Raw genomic sequence first — 19,868 nt, forward strand, 5'->3', positions numbered from 1 at the left:
TGATCAAAAGCGCATTCTCACGCCTCTCATTTTGTTGTTTTTTAAAATGCTACAATTGGAGCCTTGGCCATCTCTCTCCAACAAACCACAAAGTTCGAATGTATGCCCTGACAGATTGGAGCGACCGCTTCCGAAAACTGGTTAAAAATGACAGGTAGCGATAGCGTTTCGGCCAACAACTAGAAACTCTCTTTGCATATTGACCCGACGGCGGTCCTATTATTCGTGTGGTGATGTCAATCTCTTAGAGCGCACTCTCTGCGGGTAGCGTGGTTCAATTCGATTGAGCCCCTACCAGCGGGCACCTGACTTTTTTACCTCAAAAAGTGACTTCCGCTTTGACGCAGGTCAGGGACACAGAGCCGCGCTGGTCTATGCTTGACGTGCCCGACCTTTCAATTGCGGGGTCTTAAGGAGCTATGATGACAGGGCATGACGCACATGCTCAACACAGAACACCGCCGCTTACACGCGGGCGGGTTATCGTGCCGCTTTTGCTTGCGTTTCAAGAATCCGGTCAATCTGTAGAAAGTCTCCTAGCGGAATTCGATCTATCCTTCTCGGAATTGAACGCTCCGAGTTGTTTCATTCCGCACGACACTGTCTATGCCGTGTTTGAAGCCGTCGCACAAAAGACATCCCCAGACTTTCCAGCACTTGTTGGTCAAACTTCAGATCCGACCGTTGCATCCCCATTCGGACAGGCCTTTCGCGTAGCAAAGTCGCTGGCCGATTTCATTGCCAGGTTTTGCGTTCATGCGGGAAACAACACAAACGCGGTCACCATGACACTCGATGTCTCTGGAGAGTTCGCCGTGCTGTCCGCCAAACGCAGGTTCACGCCATGCTGTTCGGCCGCCTATATGGATGCGTTTCAGATCAGCCGATGGGCTACGTTGCTGCATGAAACCGCAGGTCAGCGTTGGGAAGCAAATAAGGTTCTTGTGCGTGTGAACCGTCCTGATCTGCTCCCGTCTTACTTCTACGGTATCCGGGCGGTAGGTGCGGGCTCAGACGGGTATTCCATCCGCTTCCCAAGTGCCTGGCTTTTGTTTGAACTGGTTAACCGAACCGCGACCGAGTACGTGTTGACCACTCAGGACGAAAAAAACCCTGTACCTACAGACTTGTTGAGTTCGATCCAAAGCGTTGCCAACTCAAGGGTCGGGCGCACGGACTTGTCGGCTACGGCGCTCGCCAAGGCATGCGGTTTTCGAGGCGCGGTTCTCAACCGACGGCTTGCTGCCTATGGGACATCACTGTCGCGCATCGTCATCGAAGCCAAATGTGACCAGGCGAAACATCTGCTTTCCAAGTCTGAATTGTCGGTGGGCGAAATCGCTGATCATTTGGGATACTCTGACGCGACGGCCATGACACGGGCCTTCAAGAAATGGACGGGTCAAACACCGTCAGAGTTTCGCGCCCGTGAAATGAATAGCGTTAAGGCATCTGTTCCGATACTCGACCCGGTCGAATGCGATTGTGAAACGTAACAGGACAACGGCGCGGCCCATCTTTTGCCGCGCCTCGAACTCGGGATAGGCAAAGGGGGGAGCGGGCCATGGCGTGCTTAAAAATACGGTGTATCGCAAGCAGTTTTCTGGTTGCGGCGACGATGCTGCCCGGCGGATCAACAGCAGTGGCACAGGACTCCGACTGGAGTTTTTCCGGCAGCTTCTACATCTACGCGGCGGACACCAAGACAACCATTGGATCGCTGGAGTCGGAACTCAGCTTCAGTGAAGCGGTTGAAAACCTTGATCTGGCATTCATGGGTACACTTGAAGCGCGAAGTGGCCGGTGGTCGCTGATCGCGGACTACATGCGCACAGACCTGTCCTTTGACAATGACACTCCCGGCCCGGTGTTCAGTGGCGCTGAAACCAGTCTGAAGACGCAGTTTTTAAGTGGATATGCCGCTTACACGGCCTATCAAGACCAAAACCTGGCCGTCGATCTCGGTGGCGGGTTTCGCTGGTTTGAGACGAGCAGCACGATCACTCTGGTCGGCGGCCCCACCCCGGCACCAAGTTCCAGTGCCAGCGACGATTGGATAGACCCTCTGATTGCGGCCCGTATCCGGTATCAGATCAATGACCGATGGTCGGCCGTTGCCTTGGCCGACTATGGTGGATTTCGCTCAGATCGCGAAACCGCACAGTTTTTGGCAACGGTAGGTTATGCGATCGCTCCAAAGTGGAATTTGCGCGCAGGTTATCGCTACATCATGGTCGACAAAGGTGAAGTTGACAGCAGGTTCAAGCTCTCACAATTCGGACCCGTGTTGGGTGTGACCTACAGCTTCTGAGTAAGGGCATTATGCGAAAGGCGGCCATGCCGAACACAAACAGGTCTGTAGTATCGAAGTTGCGCCAAGGCGCGAGCAGCGGTGCCGACATGCTTGGGACCGACAATTGCAGCCGGATGCGAACAGTCGGACAAAGGCAATTCAGAAAAGGAACGACGAGGCGACTGATTGCCAGAGCTTTGCCTGCGGCAACCGTGTGTTCGTTCTGTGTCCTCGCTGCCTGCGGGCCAAACATCTATGACGAAATTGAACTGATGCCCTCCCCAACGGTCTATGCCGAGGCTGCTTTTGACCCTTACAAGGACATCACGGAAGACAATTTCGTGCAGCGTTCGCAGCTATTCTACGCTACAGATCGGCTGCCCGCGGTTCCCGGCGACCCACAAGCCTATTACAACAATGAGCGCGGTCACATTCTGCGTACCGGCATTGCCGAAGTGCAAAGCAACCCCCCATTGGCGACGTTGAAAAAGCTTCGCCACGTTACCATGACGCGCGACCGCGCTAAGGACTACACGCTCAGCTTGTCTGACGTACAAGAGATTGGTGTCATGCCGTTCAGTGTCACGCGCTACATGAACGATCCACCTTCGCAAAAGGAGATGAAGGCAGCCGGACTTCGGTTTGCCCAATGGATTGACGATCACCTTGCAGCCTCTCGCAACAAAGACATTTTCATCTATGTCCATGGCTACAATGTCGATTTTGATTACTCGACCCTTGTCTCCAAAGAGTTGCAACACTTTCTGGGCTATCAGGGCGCCTTCATCAGCTACAACTGGCCCGCTACACCCAATCGCTTGGCGTATTTTCGGGATCAGGAATCTGCATTGGCGACGCGCCGCAATTTGCGGTCTCTTGTCGAATACTTGTCGGCAAACACCAACGCCCGGCGCATTCACCTTATAGGATACAGCGCAGGCTCAAGGCTCGCATTTGAAGCCGCCTATCAGATTGCTTTGCGGCCTGGGCCAAAGCCGCGGCTGGGGCAGTTGATCCTGATCAGCAGCGATCTTGATCGAAGCTATTTCTTGCAATCAATTGAAGACGGCCTTCTGGATGCCGTTATAGGTGTGACACTCTATCAATCGCAGACCGATTCAGCGCTGGCGATGTCACGGTTGGTCTTCGGCCGCGACCGTCTGGGTCAAGTTTCCGATGAAGCAATAAATGGGTCTCTGTTCCAGCGCCGACTGTCTGAGATGAAAACCCTACATATCATCGATGTGACCGAGGCCGAAGCAGCCGATACAGGAAACGGGCATTGGTACTTTCGGTCTTCGCCCTGGGCCAGCAGTGACCTGTTCATTTCTCTGCTTACAGACCGAGATCCTCAAGCGCGCGGGCTTGTGCGTGCTCCGGGCGAAGCTGTCTGGAGTTTTCCATCGAATTATCCGCAGACACTGCAACGCTTTCGAAATGGTAGCTAGTACTGGGACTCCAGTGGGTCAGAACCATTAGAACCAGTTTCTGGATTTAATCTATGAGCCTGACAACGCACCTAGAATGCTCAACGCAAAGCTGACGTTCGAGCAACGCGCAGCATCGGTAGAAGTGGGCTCTCTGCAGACCTCGGAGGCAGCGCAGAAATCCTCTGATATGGTGCCTCGTCAACGTCGGGTTGTCGCTTTGGGAGGGCATGGCGGATCGGAGGATCAGTCATGGAAACACCAAATTTACCAGCCATTCGCGCGCTTCGCCCAGCTTGGAACAAAGGACGTATCGTTGGCCAGAAAAGACCGCTGAAGCCAAAGCACGTCTGGGCGATCCGAGTTCGACTTGAACTGGCCGAGAACCATCGCGACCTCGCGCTGTTCAATATGGCAATCGACAGCAAACTTCGCGGCTGTGATCTTGTGAAGATGAAGGTCGTCGACGTGATGGCATCGGGACAGATCAAAGAGCGTGCCTCCGTCCTGCAAAGCAAAACTCAGAAACCAGTCCGCTTCGAGATTTCCGAGGGCACGCGAGCTTCAGTCGAGAAGTGGATGGAGGATGAACTTATGGTTGGCTCGGAGTATCTTTGGCCTGGCCGCTTCCATGAGCGCTTGCACATTTCAACTCGCCAGTATGCACGGATCGTCCGTGAGTGGGTCACATCCATCGGCCTTGAGGTAAGCGCATACGGAACGCATTCAATGCGGCGTACCAAAGTAACCCAGATCTACAAGAAGACTGGCAACCTGCGCGCGGTACAGTTGCTACTTGGACATACCAAGATGGACAGCACAGTTAGATATCTGGGCGTCGAACTTGAAGACGCTCTAGCGATCGCCGAAGCCATTGAAATCTAGTGCAGTTGGGTCGCTTTCGCAGGCGGCCCAATCCTGCCATTGAGCAATATCCGTGATCGCTGCGACGCGGCCCGCCGAAGCCGCCATTCGCCGCAGTCGCGAACTTGAGAATCTGGCGAACCAACAGTCTGCGAAAATAATTGCCTCGGCGCTTCCCTCTCGAATAACTGTTGCATGCGCTTTGTAATCGCGGTGTGAGACACCTCAACTAAACTCTGCAGCAAATCCGTTGTGAGTAGCCGACAATGCACTCCAAGGCTTCGCACTGTGGATCAAATAATTAAACGTTGCAAAAACCAACGACAATGCTCAGGGGGCGTCTTATCCGGCCCGTTTTCCAGATGGCCAAACTGTACAAATCCCCAACGAAGATAGACCTGTCGGGCCTTAGGGTCTGAGGTATCGAGCCACACGCTGTGACAGTCTCTCGCCTTGGCCAAGGTACAGGCGCGGTCGAACAGGGCTCTTGCCAGCCCCTGACGCCGAAACGGTGGGGCCACCCAAAGTATTTTTAGCAAGAACCAACCGTAAGATGTTGTACCCAGAAGCCCGCCTTTCAGAACTCCATCCTTATGGCAGACAAGTTCAATTGTGCTGTTGACCCCTTGCGGTCGACGGCGGCTCAGTTCGTTCAACAAGGAGGCTTCTAATTCCAGCGCGAGATCTTCGCTGTCTGTTTCCTCAATCAGCCAAGCCATTTTGAATAATCGCTAACCAAAAGATGTGTCGGAGAAGCATCCTCCTCAACCTCTGAGAAACGTCCAATGGGCTCACGAAAGATATTGTCGGTCTCATCGTCATTGACGGTCGAAACCTCACCAATCAGAACATCGCCACCGTCGCCCCAGAACGCGTGCCAATCACCAGGGCGTAAAGTGACGCTTTCACCGGGCGCCAGGCGCAGTTTCTCACCCGCACTAAAGTTGTGGCAGATGCCGTCCAACCAGACCACACCACCGCAGTCTTCTGCAAACCCACCCGCGCCATCCGAGCCGAAGAGTTCAACGACCAGGGTCGCGCCGCCGCGGTTGATGATATCTTCAGCCTTTAGAACATGCGTGTGCATGGGCGACAGCTGATCCTGCCGTGAAATCAGCAGCTTCTCGGCATAGCACATGCCACCGCCTTTGGCTAAGTCGCTCTGTAGACCGTTGCGCAGCGTGAATAAAAACAGGCCCATCCTATCAAAATCACCGTCACCATAGTCGGTGATATCCCAGCCGCAACGCGCGTCGATCACGTGACGGGCGTCACGTTCACGTGCCTTGAACTCCTCGGGTGACCAATAAGCGAAAGGTGGCAAAGTGAAACCGTGAGAGCGAATTACGCCGTCTGCATGCGCCATAATCTCGTTGATGCGTGAGCGTTTCATGCGGGCACTTTTTGAACTTTAAGGATTTCGATTACCATTGCAGCAGTCCAGGTAAAGTCTCCGCCACCACACGGTTCGCCGCTGATCGGATCATAGTATTCCGCAAAGCCACTTTTCTCAATCAGACGCATGCTATCTGCTAGAAGACGTTGTGCCATAGCCTCTTGGCCCGCCAGGATCAGACCATCGGCGATCATATAATTCACAATGAGCCATGATGGTCCTCGCCAATAGCGCCTGCTGTCAAAGGAGCTATCCGCAGGGTCATGACTTGGCACCAAGTAAACACACCGCTGGGACAACAAGTTGATCCTTGCCACCAAAGCTTCAGCACGTGCAGTTGGCACTTGTGCAAACGCCGCAAGTATTCCGCCGACCGTAGGCGTGTCCTGCAAAATTCCCGCAGCGCGGTTGTAGCATGTATATTGCCCAAGCTTTGGGTTCCAAAGACTTTCCATCGCAGCACGACCCTTTGCCGCCATCGCGCGTGCTTCAAGGGCCATATCGGGATCACCTATGAGTTCGGCGAGTTCCGCGACATCGTCGCAGGATCGTATCAGGATGGCATTAAACCCCGGATCAACGAGGCGGAAAGGCGAAGCGTCATGAAGTTTTGCGTTGTCCCAACCCAAACGTCGAAAGGTTTGGACCAACCAGATATACCTTCGGTACTGCTCGTCCGTCGGACGATGATCAGGGTTGGCGTGTGTTGTATCGCGCCGTGTAAATGATGCGACCCCCTCCATGGGAACGCCTTCTAGCGCCTCGTCCCAATCTACCGAGTTATCTCGACCAGATTCCCACGGGTGGATGATCGCCACGAGACCAGAGGCTTCGGGATCACGATGCTTGTAAAACCATTTATGCCAGGCATGAATCTTGGGCAGTAGATTAGCAAGCCGCCTGCGCGCCAGAACTTTGTCTTCAGAGCGATCAAATATTTTGCGCAAGGCAAAGCCAGCGACGGCTGGCTGCGTAATACCTGTCGTGGGTACGACTCGGTTTGTTCCCCAAACGTCGGGGCCAGGGAAATATCCATCATCAGGTTCATGGAAAATGATATGGGGCACCATACCGTCGGCCCATTGATGAGCCATTAAGGTCTCGATTTCGACCCATGCCCGATCAATATCGTAGTGCGAAAAGCCAAGCGCAGATAGAGCGCTGTCCCAATTCCACTGGAAGGGGTAGAGACCATGGGTGGGCACGGTGTAGCTGCCCCGGTCATTTCCGTCCATGACTTTGCGGGCCTGATCAATCAGCGCTTGGCTCATTGTGCTTCTCCTTTAAGCGACGGCCAAAGTGGTTTCTGGGTCAAACCAACGCCCTCTGCCCTCTTGGGGCGCCAGCGTAAGTACATCGCCGGGCTTCACGCTAAGCTCACTGTCCAGAACAGCGCGGAACTGGTGCCCGTCGACATCACAGGTTACCAGCAGATGTGCGCCCAAGGGCTCAACAACCTTGGCGCGTGCTGCAAAGCCTGCATCCGTGATGCGCAGATCTTCCGGGCGAATGGCCCACTTCAGATTTTTGCCACTTGCCGGTCCATCAAAGCTCTGTCCCGCCACTGTCCAGCGACCGGAGCCCGCAGCTTCAGCGGGGAGGAAATTCATCGGTGGATTGCCGATAAAACTGGCCACAAACTCGGCCGCTGGATCCCTATACACCTCGATAGGCGAGGCTGCCTGAACGATTTTGCCCTGATGCATGACGCTTATCCGGTCGGCCATTGACATGGCTTCGACCTGATCGTGTGTCACGTAAATGGCGGTGGTTTCGCTTTCGGCCAAAACACCTTTTAGCTCAGCCCGCATTTCCATCCGCAACAGAGCGTCCAGGTTCGAAAGCGGTTCGTCCATCAGTATCACATCAGGTTCCATTGCCAACGCCCGGGCAACCGCCACACGCTGGCGTTGTCCGCCTGACAGCTCGCCCGAATAGCGCTTTAAGAGCTGCTCGATGTGCATCAAACCTGCCGTACGCTCGACGCGGCGCTTGACCTCGTCATCAGGCAATTTTTGCATCCGCAGACCAAAGCCGATGTTCTCGAACACCGTCAGGTGTGGAAAGACCGCATAGTTCTGGAACACCATCGAAATGCCGCGATCCTTGGGCGATAGGTGATCCACACGACGCCCTCCAATCCAGACTTCACCGGTTGTAGCCGTCTCAAGTCCGGCGATGATACGTAGTAGCGTAGACTTACCACAGCCAGAGGCCCCCAGAAGGACCATGAATTCCTGGTCTGCGATGGTCAGGTTGATGTCGTGAAGAGCTTGGTAAGATCCAAAGTTCTTGGCGACGTTTTTGATCTGTATTTCAGCCATAACAGTTTCCTTTCGGCCACCGCTTAGCGGTTGGCGATGCCCCACATGGCAAAGAGATATTTGCGCACAGCGAAGATGAAGATCAGTGCAGGCACCACGAGGATGAAGCCGCCTGCGAATTTCAGGTGCAACGGAGCTTCGCCCAATGTCTGCAATAGAAACGCGGGAAGCGTTCGGTTCTCGATGGTCAGCACGGCGGCCGCGAATACTTCGTTCCACGAAATCACGAAGGCGAAGATCGCCGAAGCCGTGATACCTGGCAACACCAGAGGCAGGATCACCTTGGTAAATGCGGTCAATCGCGTGCAGCCCAAAGTCCAGGCTGCTTCCTCCAGCTCCAACGGAATGCCGGAGAAGAGCGAGAAGGTGATTAGCACCGCGAACGGAATCGCCAGGGTCGTGTGCACAAGAGACAGGCCAAAGGCCGTGTCATCGAGTCCTGTGCGTATAAAGAGAACCGCAAGCGGAAGCGCCAGAAGCGGAAGCGGGAAAGCCCGCGTCAGCAAGATCAGCAGCCGGAACAGCTCTTTCCCGCGGAATTCAAACCGAGAGAGAGCGTAGCCAGCCGGCGCTCCGATGGTGATTGACATCACCATCGTCAGCACAGCAACCACCACCGAGTTCCACAAAGCCATCAGCATCCCCTGGAACCCCATGAAGAAGTTTATGGATCCCATATTGAACTCCGGAATGAAGCTCTTCGGGAAGCTGTTCACCGTTTCCGGTGAAGACATCGTGTTCACGAACAACAGGTACAGCGGTACGATCACCCAGGCACACAGCAAGATCACTCCGGCCCGGTAGATCCCCCTGCCCGCCTTGCGGGCGTCAGGTGCTACAACATCAGCTACAGCGGTCATATCGTTGCTCCTTTCGGGACACGCAGTGCGCGCATGATGAGCAGAGTAAAGACGATCGAGATGATCAGAACGATGATCGCCAGTGCAGCTGCTCCGCCGCCATTTTGCAGGTCAAATTGGTAGGCATAGATTTCGCCCATGAGCACCGGGAAGAGCGTGCCACCGAGCGCTGCAACGACTGCAAAGACTTCAAATGCCAGAATGACGCGCAGGATCAGTGCTGTTTGCAGCGATGGACGCAACATTGGCAGGGTGATCCGGGTGAATTGCTTCCACCGAGAGGCTCCAAACACATCGGCGGCCTCATAATATTCTTTGGGGATCAAACCGATGCCCGCCACCAGGATCACAAGCATGATCGCGGTTGCGCGCCAAATCTCGGCCAGCATAATCGCCAGGAAGACGATCCAGGGGGATTGATAGCTAAGCAAGCTCACAGGTTGGTCCGTGACACCAAGTCCCACCATCATCGAGTTCAGGAAACCCGATTGCTCGAAGATCGCCAGCCAGATGATACCGGCAGCAAGGTCAGAGATGCCAAGCGGAATTGTCCAAATGTACAGAACCAGATCGCGGCCCTTTTGCATCTTCGTGACCATCGTGGCCATCAGAAGGGACAGTGCCAGCTGGATCGGCACGACAGCAGCGGCCAGAAGGAATGTATTCTTCATCGAGATCGGGAACTTCCAGTAGCTCACAACCTCACGAAAGTTATCCAGTGAAAAACCGTTCTCAGTTCCAAACGCCTCCTGCGCAACCAGCACAAACGGGTAGAGGAAAAACATACAGAGAAACAGGGTCACCGGGAGGATCAGAAAGTATGGCAATAGCCGCGCTTCCATCGGACCGCTCCTTTGAATTGGGAAAATGCTGGGAAACGGGCCGCCGCCAAAGCGGCCCACCTATTTGTTTGGACTTATTCGACGGGACATGGGCCGTCTGAAGGCGCATCAGGGGCCCAGCAGGGAGCGCCAGTTTCGTTCATGATCTTTTCAAGCTGTTTCTTCTGATCTTCCAGAACCTGCTCGATGGGTTGCCCCGCCAAAACAATGCGCTCGAACGTGTCCACATAGACACGGTTGAAATCACCACCCATGCTGCCCAAGCCTGCAGGCAATAGTCCAGGATTGGCGTCTGCCGATCCGCTCATTGTGGCAACCGCTTCGCCTGCTGCCTTGACAGAAGGCGGCAGATCGTCTGGCAGTTCGACATCAACAACAGGAAAGAAGTTGGTTGCCTTTAGGGTCGCGATCTGCGTCTCAGGCTGCATCAGATAAGTTACCAGAGCTTTCGCGCTTTCGGCATCTGGCGCGGTTCGCGGGATGGCAACACCTGCCAGAACAGGCATGAAACCGCGACCAGTCGGACCCGCAGGTGCCGGAAAGGCAACGAAGTCGTCAGGGCGCTCGTTGAAGGCTTGCGCCAGACGTGAGGTGTGATCAAAAACGATCCAGGCATCGCCGTTCAACAGCTGTTCCTGCATGAAAGAGAAGTTGGTCGATGCAGGGTTTGTGTGGCTCCATAGTTCTTTGAATTTCTCCCATGCCGTCACGGCCTCTGGCGACGCAAAAGTACGCACAACACCATCTGTGTAGGACGGATAGAGGTAGCCCTGGAAGAACCGATGCTTCAGCCCCTTGGGACCTGCAGGAAAGCCGAATTTCTTCTGGCCGGTCGCTTCTTCAACATTGGCCGCCCAGGCAATCAACTGGTCATAAGTCAATGCATTGATATCTGCACCTTCAGGCAAGTACTGCAGCGCTTCAGTGTTCGCGGCCATGATATAGCTCGCTTGCATCCATGGCATGTAGTGAAGGCTGTCAGTTCCAAGCTTGGCCAGATCGTTAAAGGTGTCTGAGGCTGACGTGACACCCAGATCGCCGAGATCCATCAGGTCTTCGGGGTTCATCGCCGAGAAGTTACCATGCAATGAACCCAGCAAATCAATGCTCCCCGAACCAGCTTGTAGTTCGGCTTGCAGACGTGTCAGCCAAGGCCCATCTTCGTTCGGCTGGTAATCAACTTCGCCATCAAATCCGCCGAGAACCTCGGTCCGCATCGCCTGCGCTTCTTCAGCAGGTCGGGCCTGCGTGGACCAAAACAGGGTTTCCGCCTGTACGGCAGCGGCACCAACAAGCATGGCAACACCGGATACGGCACCCGCCAGTTTCGAATGAATAGACATGTTTTCCTCCGTTATGCCTGAGGTTGACCGAAACCTGGCAACCTCCCTCCCTCGCCGACGAACTTGGATTAACCTATGGCGAATGGAGGCACTATGATACAACGTTATATCACGAGTCAAGCCTGTGACTATCTCACGCTATTCATAATTTACTTGATATTTTTTGAGTCGCCTGCAAATCTAGAATAACGTTATATCTAAAACTGCTGCCATAATGAAAAAGCCCACCCTATCCAGCGTTGCCAAAGAAGCGGGCGTATCAGTACCCACCGTCAGTCAGGTGATGCGCGACACCGGCCGGATTTCAGAGCAGACGCGCCAGAAAGTCCTGAGCGCCGCGAAGCGACTGCGCTACGTTCCAAATCACGCAGCGGCCACTATGCGTTCAGGTGAAAACCGTGAAATAGGGTTTATGCTTAACACCTTGGCAAACCCATTTAATTCTGAAGTAGTCAGCAGCGCCGTGGACCTTCTTGAAACTGAAGGTTTCATGGTTTCGATTCTCGATGCGCAAGACGAACTTCAACGCCAGGCTCGTCTCATGGAAGCGTGCATCAGATTTGGTCGAGGTGGATTGATATGGGTTCCGGCGATCGAAACAAACGAAGAATCATTGGAGCTTATAAAGGCTCATAGCGTACCCACGGTCACCTTCATGCGAAAGGTTTCAAAGTCTCTTGACTACGTCGGCGTTCTAAACACTGAAGCTCTCAGTCAAGCCACCCAGCATTTGATCGATTTAGGGCACAGGCACATTGCCTATTTTGGCGGTACCGAGCAAACATCAGTACGTGAAGAGCGTATATCGGGGTACCTAGACGCTCTTAAACAGTTGGATGGCGTTCAGCCAATTGTTTGGCCTTGTGAAGAGAGCAAGCGCGCTGGTTTTGACGCTATCGCGGCACTCCGCAAGCAGCACCCCGAGGTGACAAGCATCGTTTGCAATGGAGATGTCGCCGCACTTGGAGCTTGCTTGGGATTGATCCGGTCCGGGTTAAAGCCAGGACGTGATTTTTCGGTCGTGGGCTTCGATGACATCGAGGATGCCAGTATCTCTACCCCAGGCCTAACTACCATGGCGATCAATCCCAAAATGCTAGGCACGCGCTTGGCAGAGATCCTGCTGGACCGAATGCGTTCACCAAATCTCCCTGTTCGACATCTCGAATACTCCGCAACGCTGAAAGTGCGAGAAACCTCAGGAGTCGTGTCCAATCCTTAAAAATGTTTCAGCTCAGACTGTTACAGCAGCAGGTCGATACTCGTCCAGCACGTGGAGCGAAGGACTAGTTTGCGTTGCGTTGCACCCTAGCATCTCGACATCGTTTTCCCCGTAGATATCGAACAACCTTATGTCGGATGGAAGCAAGAAAAAGCACTCAAGGAAGGTTGGCCCAAGGGTAACAACCCTCGCAGACCTGTCCGAACATACTGGGCTTTCTAAGAGCACCGTCTCGCGAGCACTTTCCGGCTATTCCGATATATCAACGGAAACAAAGCAAAGAGTACAAGATGCGGCGAAAAAACTTGGTTACTATCCGTCAGCTATCGCAAGATCCATTAAGAAAGGTACGAGCCAGTCTGCAGCCATTATTTTGCCGCAGGGGTATGAGGAAGCGAATGCACTAGCAACGCTCGAATTGATTGAAGGGATTAGCAACGAGCTTCTGTCAAGGGATTGGACGTTGACGGTTTGTTCGACGAACGGTCTTGAAAGGCTTTCAGAAATCCAGCGCCTGATCATTCAAGAAAAACGCGTCGATGGTTGCATCATACCCGCTCCGACCACCAACGATTCACGCATTGAAATGTTAACTGAATTTGGGGTGCCTTTTGTCACCTACGGCCATGTCGACGGTTTGAGCAGCCATTATTGCGATGTTGATATCGATGGGTGCATCGCTAACTCGGTGTCCATACTTAAAGGTAGCGGACACACCAGAATTGCGTTTGTCGGGCTCAAAAAGAGCAACATCGAACCCGATCATTGGTTGCAAAGCTTTCATCGGTCGATGAGCCAATCTGATTTGGCCATGGTACCAGGGTTTCAGAGCGCCTGTGGTTCAAACATGCAAGAAACGAAACAATTTGCTCGAGTGTTACTATCGTCGAAGAACCCGCCAACAGCATTCTTGTGCGCAAGTGATGCGGCTGCGTTCGGAGTGTATGCAGCGTGTCGGGAATTAGAGATTTTGGTCGGTGACCAAGTTTCGGTTGTTGGGTTCGGGAACCATAGAATGATCGATTGTCTCTCTCCCGGCTTAACCAGTTATTCAGTCAATTATCGAAGGTCAGGCGCTCAACTGGCGAATCTTTTGATGGAGCACATTCAAAACACAGAAGCACCAAAAAAGCGCAAGCATCTCGAAAAGGCAGTCCTAGTCCGTCGGGATTCTATTGGGTTTCCAGCGCTAGGCTCACGGGGTTAATCCTACCTTTTCCCGCGCGGCCATGGCTACCTCACGCGATGTGGCAGGCGAAAAGGTTCTGTCGCAAACTTTCTGGATAGTTATGCATCATTGAAATTGGCGGGCAGTTTCGGTCCCGAGATCAAAGACGAGCTCGACCTTAGTGAGATCCGCCGCGTGGGCGTGGTGGCATACCATGTCCTCTGCCGAGCGTTCTGCTCCCGATGACTGTCCGAACAGGGCGAAAGAGATGCCGTCGAATATGGTCGTCTTGCCAGCACCAGTCTCTCCATTGATGCCGAATATCCCGGCATCCATGGCTGCAGTGAAGTCTACAACCTCGGTACTTGCGTAGGCGTTTGGTCCCAACTTCGTCAATCTCCATTTGATGCTCGTGCGATCTTGCAGTCACGCTTCAACTCATTCGCCAAGGTCCGCTAACGCAGATGCTGTCATTTCAGTTCGCAATCGCAGCGAACTTCCGCTTCCCTCCCTTCGTGCCGTATTTCAGCCCCCTACCCGTCCCGATCCAGCTTTAACCAATATCGCGTGTACCGAAGTTCACCCGTTCGGCTCAGAGCACCTTTCTCTACCAGATCCTGCAGATCCCGCGTCGCCGTGGCGCGCGACGTTCCTGTGATCGAAATATAGTTCTCGGCGCTCAGCCCGCCTTTGAACCCTTCCGGTCCAGCCTTAAACAAACGTGCGATTACCTTGCCTTGGCGGGGATTGAATTGATCACGATGCCTGTCATAGAAATGCGTCTTGGCAATAAAGAAGCCGACCCGCTCAAGCGTCACCTGCTGTGCTGTAAGGACTGTCTCTGCAAACCAGATAAGCCATGGTGTCACGTCTAGCGTCTTTTGATGACGTTCGAGTTGGTCGTAATATGCCTTCCGCTCTCGCTCGATCGTGAAAGCAAGGGCAATCAGGCTTGGCTGACCAATATTTTGCGCCAGGGATTTTTCCGCCAGCGCCCTGCCCAACCGACCATTGCCGTCTTCAAAGGGGTGAATGCTCTCGAAATACAGATGGCTCAATCCGGCCCGGATCAGTGCGCGCAATGGTTCGGGACCATTTGGTGCGGTCCGATTGAACCAGGTTACGAAATGATCCATTTCAGTCGGCACCTGATGCGAGGGCGGCGCTTCGAAATGCACCGTTGGGCGGTCTAAGCGGCCTGAGACGATTTGCATCGCATCTTCGTGGCTCCGGTATGATCCAATCTTTTCCAGATGCCTGTCATGAGACAGAAGCATGTCATGCCACCGAAACAGGGTGCCATGTGATAGCGGCTCCGAATAGGTGGAGTAAACATCCACCATCATCTCTGAAACGCCCTGCTCGCGCGGTTTGGATGGATAGCTGTCGGGAGCCAATCCAAGATGCCTACGCAAGGAAGATTGCACGCTGAGCCGATCCAGCATCTCACCTTCGATCGCGCTGGTTTTCATTGCTTCTTCGCTTAGCAGATCGATACGCAATTGATCTCGATCCGATGTGTTCACATGATGAACCGCTCCAATAACTTCCCCTGAGGACAACAGAAACTGTTGCTCGTATGGTTCGAGTCTTGTGGCGTCGTAACGAAAGGTCGGCCAGTCAGTGTTCTGCCAGTTCCACATCGTGAGGTATAAGCCTTCTTTCTATAGCTCACTATTTATGGGTCTGTGATTTATAGAGGTCAATCCTATTGCTCACCTTTTTCAAATTCTTCAATCCGATCATCGATTGGAGGTGTAGGTTGAAAACGGTAAATTTCATCCTGTTTCCCAAAATTTAGGTAGCATTGGAGGTCCGCGAGAGCATTGCCTTTGGAGACAACTCTCCCTTTTCGATCTTAGCCAGCAAAGAAATCAGGTAAGCCCCTGGAGACTGTATGTTCTCAGCACGTTGAAAAATGTATCCGAGAACAACGAAGCGAATAGCTGGGCCAAACGTTGATTTCATTGCATACCAGGTTTGGCCAAGCCGTAGATACTCGGCGATATCATCCATAAGCCGATCACAGTGGTGCTGATCTTTTGCAAAGCGTAGTTCTGAGCATAGCCGTGGAAAACTGCGCTCCATTTGGTCTGGAGAAACTTGAATCTGAGAAAGTTTTTCTTTCTTAACTTCCGGATTCAAAGAGTCCTCTTTGTGCCCCTCAATTTCACTGTCACTGGCCCTCAAATTTTCTGTATCTGTCTGTGTTATCTCGGAGATTTCCACAGAGATTTCTGCCAGCAGCTCGCTGAGCACATTCGCATCTGGTTTGCGACGCAGAGCATTGCGTACGGTGGTCATCAAACCCGAGATTTTGGTGTCGTCTGCTAGGAGCTCCCTGAGGCGTGCCAGAGCGGCCGAAACCTTGTCGCGGAGTACAGTGAACTCCAGAACTCGATCAGCATGCCTCTGGGCTTCCTGGATGAACTCAGCGTGCCGTTCAGACAAGGGCATCAGGGAGAGCCCAGTTGCAGTGACCACCCTGCCCTGTCGGTTCCGACGTGCCCAACGTTTTCCATTTGCGCTCATGACGCGACGGATAAGTCCAAGCTCAACCAGAGCCGAAATATGGCGCTCAACGGTCTGTACGCTGACATGAGTTCGTTTGGCGATCGCCGCGTTGGAGGCGAAACAAATGTGATGATCATCTTGGTCCGCAGTAATCTGATCACCGCCCACAAAAGAAATCATCGCTCTCAGGACATTGAGAGTTGTGGATTTTAACCCAAGAGGTTCTCTGGCCTCTTCAACGGCGCGAAGAAGTATCCATTTTTTGGGCGTACTACTCCCCTGCCCTGCCGTTCCCGACAAGGTTGCTCCATTTGGAGCCAATGCTGTTAGTGTTTTCATGATTATCTATTGGCAGACAAAATTTACCCGTTCGCTCAAGAGCGTTTTTTCTTGTGTGGCGATTCGGGTGCTGCTAGATTCTAGGTGTCTAATCTAAGAATTGCGCTTTGCGCAGCAGCCCTCGAAGCTCCGGTTTCGGGGGTTTTGTTTGTTTGCCTTCCTCCTTTCTGCTCGTCCTCAGTTCTTTTTCTCGGCGTTTACAGCTGTAAACTCAGCGTGTGAGCGCTTGATGATTTCAGCCATGTTTTTGTCCAACCAGCTAGCGAAGCCGGCGTTAGCTCCAGTTCTTTTGACTGAAACAGTTAGTGATCCGTTGGAGGATTTGATTGTAACGCCTTCGATTGGGCTGACTTCGGCTGCACCTTCTCTTTGTCGTGCACCACGTTTGGCAGCTGCTTTAAGGAGCATTTCCAGCCGATCATCTGACGACATTGATGGCTCAATGGTTTCTAGCAGGTTTGCAGCTTCTTCTTCCGCTAGCTTGCCTGCAATGAAGTGTTCTGCAAGCACGGTCCATTTTGGGCGGCCAGATTTTGGGGCTGCGCCTATCATGTCACCAATCGTTGCAGGAACATGTTGCGTAACTTTTGTCAGGTGGGACAGCCCTGATTTCGAAAGGTTCAATACTTGCCGCACCGTTGCAGTGCCATGCCCTGAAGTCAGGATCGCCTCGGCGAAACGTGCTTTCTCGTAGAAAGAAAGATTGCGTCTCGCAGCATTCTCAAGCCCCTTGGCGAGAAGCGCTGAAGCATCGTCGATATCCTGAACATTAGCGCGGACTTTAATGCCGAGTTCACGACAGGCCTTGAGTCTCCTTCTCCCATAAATTGCCTCGTACCGACCGTCGGATTTTGATTTTCTGACAAGAATGGGAACTTGTTGGCCACCGTCTTGTATGCTCGACATCAAGCTTTCGAAACTATCGTCTTCTTCGTCAGTGTTTACAGCTGTAAACTCACCAAGCCTATCGGCTGGCCCCCAATCGTCGATCAGAGCAGGGTCAATTTCCCTGATTGCGGCAAGAGAGCCCTGAAGCGCACCAAGAGCAGGGGCGTTGGGTTTTGGGGCTTTATCGATGGCCTTGGGGCTGGAGCGCGCGATGGTGTTTGCGATCCCCGACATCTCCTGTAGCGATTTTCTAGCCATTAGCTGCGTCCCCATGCTTGATGGATCATTTGCTCTACCTCAGAGCCGATCGCATCCATTGAGCTCTTTGCCCGATCATAAGTTGCGCGTGTCATTTCCGACCGCACGACCTCGTAAATTGATTGTTTGAGCATTGTGGCGTCACTGATTGCAGTGCTTTTGAGGGCCGTAGCCGACATTACGCGATCCTGAAACAGTGCTCGCATGAAGGAAGCCAGTTGTTGAGACGGTACGTCTGTCGGCTCGTCACGCGTTATTAGGAATTTGAAGTTGTCGTATTCGAGTGTAGCGCCGGCATCTTCAATGACTGCCATGTAAGCCCCAGCGAGTTCGAGAAATTGAGCCGTCGAAGACACGTCCAGCATTGAAGGTGTCAGTGGCACAAGCAATGAACTGGCGGCGGCCATCCCGGCTATTGTCAAGAATCCGAGTTGAGGTGGGCTATCAATCAGAACAAGGTCAAAATCGCCTTCTACCTGGGCCAGGGCATTCCGTATTCTCGTAAAGAACGGATGGTCCGGGTTGGAGTGAACGGCAGATTCTGTCTCAAACTCGGAAAGAACAAGCCGTGACGGCGCCACAGACAGACCGGGGAAGTATGTCGGAAGCACAACGTCCGCCATATCTACCGGATCTTCATACCGAATAGCATCGTAGATCGTCAGCCCGTCAAACTCTATTTCCGGGCTGATGCCGCACATGGATGTAAGCGAGCCTTGTGGATCCAGGTCAACGGCCAATACACGGTAACCGCGAAGCGCAAAATAATGAGCCAGGTGAATTGTTGTGGTGCTTTTGCTGCTGCCACCTTTGAAGTTCATCAACTGCCAGACTTGGAGTTTCTCTCCTTCAGTCCGACGAGGGATATAGCGCCCCTTTTTGCGAGAGGTTTTCTCAAGCGTTTCGCGAGCCTCCCAAAGCTCATGGGCGGTATAGTAGCGTCGACCGCTACGCACGTCTTTTGGTTCAGGAATCGTTCCTTCTGCGTGGACCTTACGCATGAATTGACCTGAGACACCTAAGAGTTCGGCCGCTTCTGGGGCTGCAAAGTTGCGTAGTGATTTGGTGTTGTCAGGGGCAAATGCCGCAAGAAGATGTTCCCGGATGGCCGAGTTTAATCTCTCAGAAATTTCCGTGGCGAGAGCCGATGGTCGTTCTGCCGCAAGTGGTGTCACGGGAATCATGTAGTTGCCTCAAATTAACGAATGTGGTCATTTTTGCGCCACTTGAGACAAACAGCCGTGATTCATTGTCCTAAGTCAAGGATTTTCGCTTATATTGTGGGTTCTACAAAGCTGTGAACTACATACGCTTTGCATCAGAGCAAAGTGGTTTACAGCTGTAAACCTTTTTGAAGCGGTTCCCGGGCTTTTATAGCCGATGAAGTTCTGCTGTGCAAAAAGTAGGCATGCACACAAAACTCTTCCGAATGCTCCGCCTCGAGTTGAGCTTTTCATAGCGAGCAATTGGCACAAAAGAAGTAACGGCTTGCGCACCAAGACAAGTAATAGGGAAGGGCAGGGGGCCAATTGAGCTGATTGCGTATTTCTTCACCCCAACAAATCCGCCGCCGGGTTTTCGGCAATATCGACGTCATCGTAGTATTTCTGTGCTTGGGCCATTGAGCGGTGCAGGGAGAGGCGCATGGCGGCCTGGATCGGGGCCCCGTCGAGGGCAGCTTGGGTCAAAAACCCCGAGCGCAGCCCGTGCGGTGACGCGAAGTCTTCGGGCAGGCCCGCCAGTTTCAGCCGATGCTTTATGATCTGATAGATCGCATCCGGAGAGAGGCGGCGGTTCAGCACCCGGTCGGCTTTGGAGATTGGCCGGAACAGCGGGCCATCCTCGATCTTTCCAATCTCGATCCAATGCACCAGCGCCTGCGCCGCGCGACCCTTCAGCACCAACCGCGGCGTTTCCCCCTTGGTGGTGGTCTTGGTCTCCAGCAGGGACAGCCAGACGACCCCGCTCTTGTCGAACTCCTTGCATGACACATCCTCGCGCATCAGTCCGGTGATCTCGGACCGGCGCCGCCCGCCGCTGGCCCAGCCCAGCATCAGGATCGCCCGGTCGCGACAATCCCGGCGGGAGCCGCGGCAGGTGGCCAGCAGCTGTTCCAGCACATCGCGGGTG

Annotated in this window: 19 protein-coding genes; 6 read left to right on the plus strand and 13 right to left on the minus strand. The window is 53.4% G+C overall.

All coding sequences use genetic code 11. The features are described from left to right. Positions 1–422: 422 nt before the first annotated feature. The 4 genes from ACR0IM_RS22575 (at position 423) to ACR0IM_RS22590 (ending at position 4,605) form a co-directional block, all read left to right on the plus strand. The gene (locus ACR0IM_RS22575; RefSeq protein WP_480683289.1) at positions 423–1,496 is read left to right on the plus strand and encodes an AraC family transcriptional regulator; all 1,074 of its coding nucleotides are present in this window, start codon (positions 423–425) and stop codon (positions 1,494–1,496) included. 68 nt (positions 1,497–1,564) lie between these two features. Next, complete coding sequence (locus ACR0IM_RS22580) at positions 1,565–2,311, plus strand: outer membrane protein (protein ID WP_253282656.1); 747 nt, start codon at positions 1,565–1,567, stop codon at positions 2,309–2,311. 254 nt (positions 2,312–2,565) lie between these two features. Then, complete coding sequence (locus ACR0IM_RS22585; protein ID WP_170400931.1) at positions 2,566–3,741, plus strand: alpha/beta hydrolase; 1,176 nt, start codon at positions 2,566–2,568, stop codon at positions 3,739–3,741. A gap of 231 nt (positions 3,742–3,972) precedes the next feature. After that, on the plus strand, positions 3,973–4,605 hold the full coding sequence (locus ACR0IM_RS22590) for a tyrosine-type recombinase/integrase (protein WP_170334882.1): 633 nt from the start codon (positions 3,973–3,975) through the stop codon (positions 4,603–4,605). 272 nt (positions 4,606–4,877) lie between these two features. On the opposite strand, the gene ACR0IM_RS22595 is transcribed toward ACR0IM_RS22590, so the two are convergent. The 7 genes from ACR0IM_RS22595 to ACR0IM_RS22625 form a co-directional block, all read right to left on the minus strand. Then, positions 4,878–5,303: a GNAT family N-acetyltransferase gene (locus ACR0IM_RS22595; RefSeq protein ID WP_170336607.1), complete on the minus strand. Its 426-nt coding sequence runs from the start codon at positions 5,301–5,303 to the stop codon at positions 4,878–4,880. After that, a complete protein-coding gene (locus ACR0IM_RS22600; protein WP_170336605.1) occupies positions 5,291–5,977 on the minus strand; it encodes a D-lyxose/D-mannose family sugar isomerase in 687 nt (228 codons plus the stop codon). Before ACR0IM_RS22600 ends, ACR0IM_RS22595 begins: the two co-directional genes overlap by 13 nt. Beyond that, positions 5,974–7,251, minus strand: coding sequence for an amylo-alpha-1,6-glucosidase (locus ACR0IM_RS22605; protein ID WP_170336603.1), 1,278 nt, complete (start codon positions 7,249–7,251; stop codon positions 5,974–5,976). Before ACR0IM_RS22605 ends, ACR0IM_RS22600 begins: the two co-directional genes overlap by 4 nt. Positions 7,252–7,263: 12 nt before the next feature. Further along, positions 7,264–8,304 carry an ABC transporter ATP-binding protein gene (locus tag ACR0IM_RS22610; protein WP_170336601.1) on the minus strand — a complete coding sequence of 347 codons (1,041 nt, stop codon included), beginning with the start codon at positions 8,302–8,304 and terminating at the stop codon, positions 7,264–7,266. Positions 8,305–8,327: 23 nt separating this feature from the next. After that, a complete protein-coding gene (locus ACR0IM_RS22615) occupies positions 8,328–9,164 on the minus strand; it encodes a carbohydrate ABC transporter permease (protein ID WP_170336599.1) in 837 nt (278 codons plus the stop codon). After that, positions 9,161–10,006, minus strand: coding sequence for a carbohydrate ABC transporter permease (locus ACR0IM_RS22620; RefSeq protein WP_170336597.1), 846 nt, complete (start codon positions 10,004–10,006; stop codon positions 9,161–9,163). The genes ACR0IM_RS22615 and ACR0IM_RS22620 overlap by 4 nt, the downstream gene beginning before the upstream one ends. Positions 10,007–10,080: 74 nt before the next feature. Continuing rightward, the gene (locus tag ACR0IM_RS22625) at positions 10,081–11,349 is read right to left on the minus strand and encodes an ABC transporter substrate-binding protein (RefSeq protein WP_170336595.1); all 1,269 of its coding nucleotides are present in this window, start codon (positions 11,347–11,349) and stop codon (positions 10,081–10,083) included. A 214-nt stretch (positions 11,350–11,563) separates the two neighbouring features. Between ACR0IM_RS22625 and ACR0IM_RS22630 the strand changes: the two genes are divergently transcribed. Together ACR0IM_RS22630 and ACR0IM_RS22635 are read left to right on the plus strand one after the other, a co-directional pair. Beyond that, positions 11,564–12,571: a LacI family DNA-binding transcriptional regulator gene (locus ACR0IM_RS22630; RefSeq protein ID WP_217359715.1), complete on the plus strand. Its 1,008-nt coding sequence runs from the start codon at positions 11,564–11,566 to the stop codon at positions 12,569–12,571. 130 nt (positions 12,572–12,701) lie between these two features. Next, positions 12,702–13,778, plus strand: coding sequence for a LacI family DNA-binding transcriptional regulator (locus tag ACR0IM_RS22635; protein ID WP_170336593.1), 1,077 nt, complete (start codon positions 12,702–12,704; stop codon positions 13,776–13,778). 87 nt (positions 13,779–13,865) lie between these two features. On the opposite strand, the gene ACR0IM_RS22640 is transcribed toward ACR0IM_RS22635, so the two are convergent. The 6 genes from ACR0IM_RS22640 to ACR0IM_RS22665 all read right to left on the minus strand — a co-directional run. Beyond that, positions 13,866–14,126: an AAA family ATPase gene (locus ACR0IM_RS22640; protein ID WP_480643520.1), complete on the minus strand. Its 261-nt coding sequence runs from the start codon at positions 14,124–14,126 to the stop codon at positions 13,866–13,868. A 146-nt stretch (positions 14,127–14,272) separates the two neighbouring features. Continuing rightward, positions 14,273–15,382, minus strand: a complete 1,110-nt coding sequence (locus ACR0IM_RS22645; RefSeq protein ID WP_480597293.1) for a DUF4172 domain-containing protein — start codon at positions 15,380–15,382, stop codon at positions 14,273–14,275. Positions 15,383–15,536: 154 nt separating this feature from the next. Then, positions 15,537–16,592 (minus strand): helix-turn-helix domain-containing protein, encoded by a 1,056-nt coding sequence (locus ACR0IM_RS22650; protein ID WP_480597295.1) that lies wholly within the window; start codon positions 16,590–16,592, stop codon positions 15,537–15,539. Positions 16,593–16,769: 177 nt separating this feature from the next. Further along, the gene (gene repB, locus ACR0IM_RS22655) at positions 16,770–17,738 is read right to left on the minus strand and encodes a plasmid partitioning protein RepB (protein WP_480683290.1); all 969 of its coding nucleotides are present in this window, start codon (positions 17,736–17,738) and stop codon (positions 16,770–16,772) included. After that, complete coding sequence (gene repA / locus ACR0IM_RS22660; RefSeq protein WP_480683291.1) at positions 17,738–18,922, minus strand: plasmid partitioning protein RepA; 1,185 nt, start codon at positions 18,920–18,922, stop codon at positions 17,738–17,740. Before repA ends, repB begins: the two co-directional genes overlap by 1 nt. 366 nt (positions 18,923–19,288) lie before the next feature. Beyond that, on the minus strand, positions 19,289–19,868 hold a 580-nt coding region (locus ACR0IM_RS22665), incomplete at its 5' end, for a tyrosine-type recombinase/integrase (RefSeq protein ID WP_480683292.1).

The sequence above is a fragment of the Ruegeria sp. BF6 genome, assembly GCF_056538665.1.

Excerpts from the sequence above, each read along its gene's own strand:
- ACR0IM_RS22600 (WP_170336605.1), bottom strand. The coding sequence starts at position 5,977 with ATGAAACGCTCACGCATCAACGAGATTATGGCGCATGCAGACGGCGTA.
- ACR0IM_RS22580 (WP_253282656.1), top strand. The coding sequence starts at position 1,565 with ATGGCGTGCTTAAAAATACGGTGTATCGCAAGCAGTTTTCTGGTTGCG.
- ACR0IM_RS22595 (WP_170336607.1), bottom strand. The coding sequence starts at position 5,303 with ATGGCTTGGCTGATTGAGGAAACAGACAGCGAAGATCTCGCGCTGGAA.
- ACR0IM_RS22630 (WP_217359715.1), top strand. The coding sequence starts at position 11,564 with ATGAAAAAGCCCACCCTATCCAGCGTTGCCAAAGAAGCGGGCGTATCA.
- repB (WP_480683290.1), bottom strand. The coding sequence starts at position 17,738 with ATGGCTAGAAAATCGCTACAGGAGATGTCGGGGATCGCAAACACCATC.
- repA (WP_480683291.1), bottom strand. The coding sequence starts at position 18,922 with ATGATTCCCGTGACACCACTTGCGGCAGAACGACCATCGGCTCTCGCC.
- ACR0IM_RS22650 (WP_480597295.1), bottom strand. The coding sequence starts at position 16,592 with ATGAAAACACTAACAGCATTGGCTCCAAATGGAGCAACCTTGTCGGGA.
- ACR0IM_RS22605 (WP_170336603.1), bottom strand. The coding sequence starts at position 7,251 with ATGAGCCAAGCGCTGATTGATCAGGCCCGCAAAGTCATGGACGGAAAT.
- ACR0IM_RS22635 (WP_170336593.1), top strand. The coding sequence starts at position 12,702 with ATGTCGGATGGAAGCAAGAAAAAGCACTCAAGGAAGGTTGGCCCAAGG.
- ACR0IM_RS22575 (WP_480683289.1), top strand. The coding sequence starts at position 423 with ATGACAGGGCATGACGCACATGCTCAACACAGAACACCGCCGCTTACA.
- ACR0IM_RS22585 (WP_170400931.1), top strand. The coding sequence starts at position 2,566 with ATGCCCTCCCCAACGGTCTATGCCGAGGCTGCTTTTGACCCTTACAAG.
- ACR0IM_RS22615 (WP_170336599.1), bottom strand. The coding sequence starts at position 9,164 with ATGACCGCTGTAGCTGATGTTGTAGCACCTGACGCCCGCAAGGCGGGC.
- ACR0IM_RS22590 (WP_170334882.1), top strand. The coding sequence starts at position 3,973 with ATGGAAACACCAAATTTACCAGCCATTCGCGCGCTTCGCCCAGCTTGG.
- ACR0IM_RS22610 (WP_170336601.1), bottom strand. The coding sequence starts at position 8,304 with ATGGCTGAAATACAGATCAAAAACGTCGCCAAGAACTTTGGATCTTAC.
- ACR0IM_RS22645 (WP_480597293.1), bottom strand. The coding sequence starts at position 15,382 with ATGTGGAACTGGCAGAACACTGACTGGCCGACCTTTCGTTACGACGCC.
- ACR0IM_RS22620 (WP_170336597.1), bottom strand. The coding sequence starts at position 10,006 with ATGGAAGCGCGGCTATTGCCATACTTTCTGATCCTCCCGGTGACCCTG.
- ACR0IM_RS22625 (WP_170336595.1), bottom strand. The coding sequence starts at position 11,349 with ATGTCTATTCATTCGAAACTGGCGGGTGCCGTATCCGGTGTTGCCATG.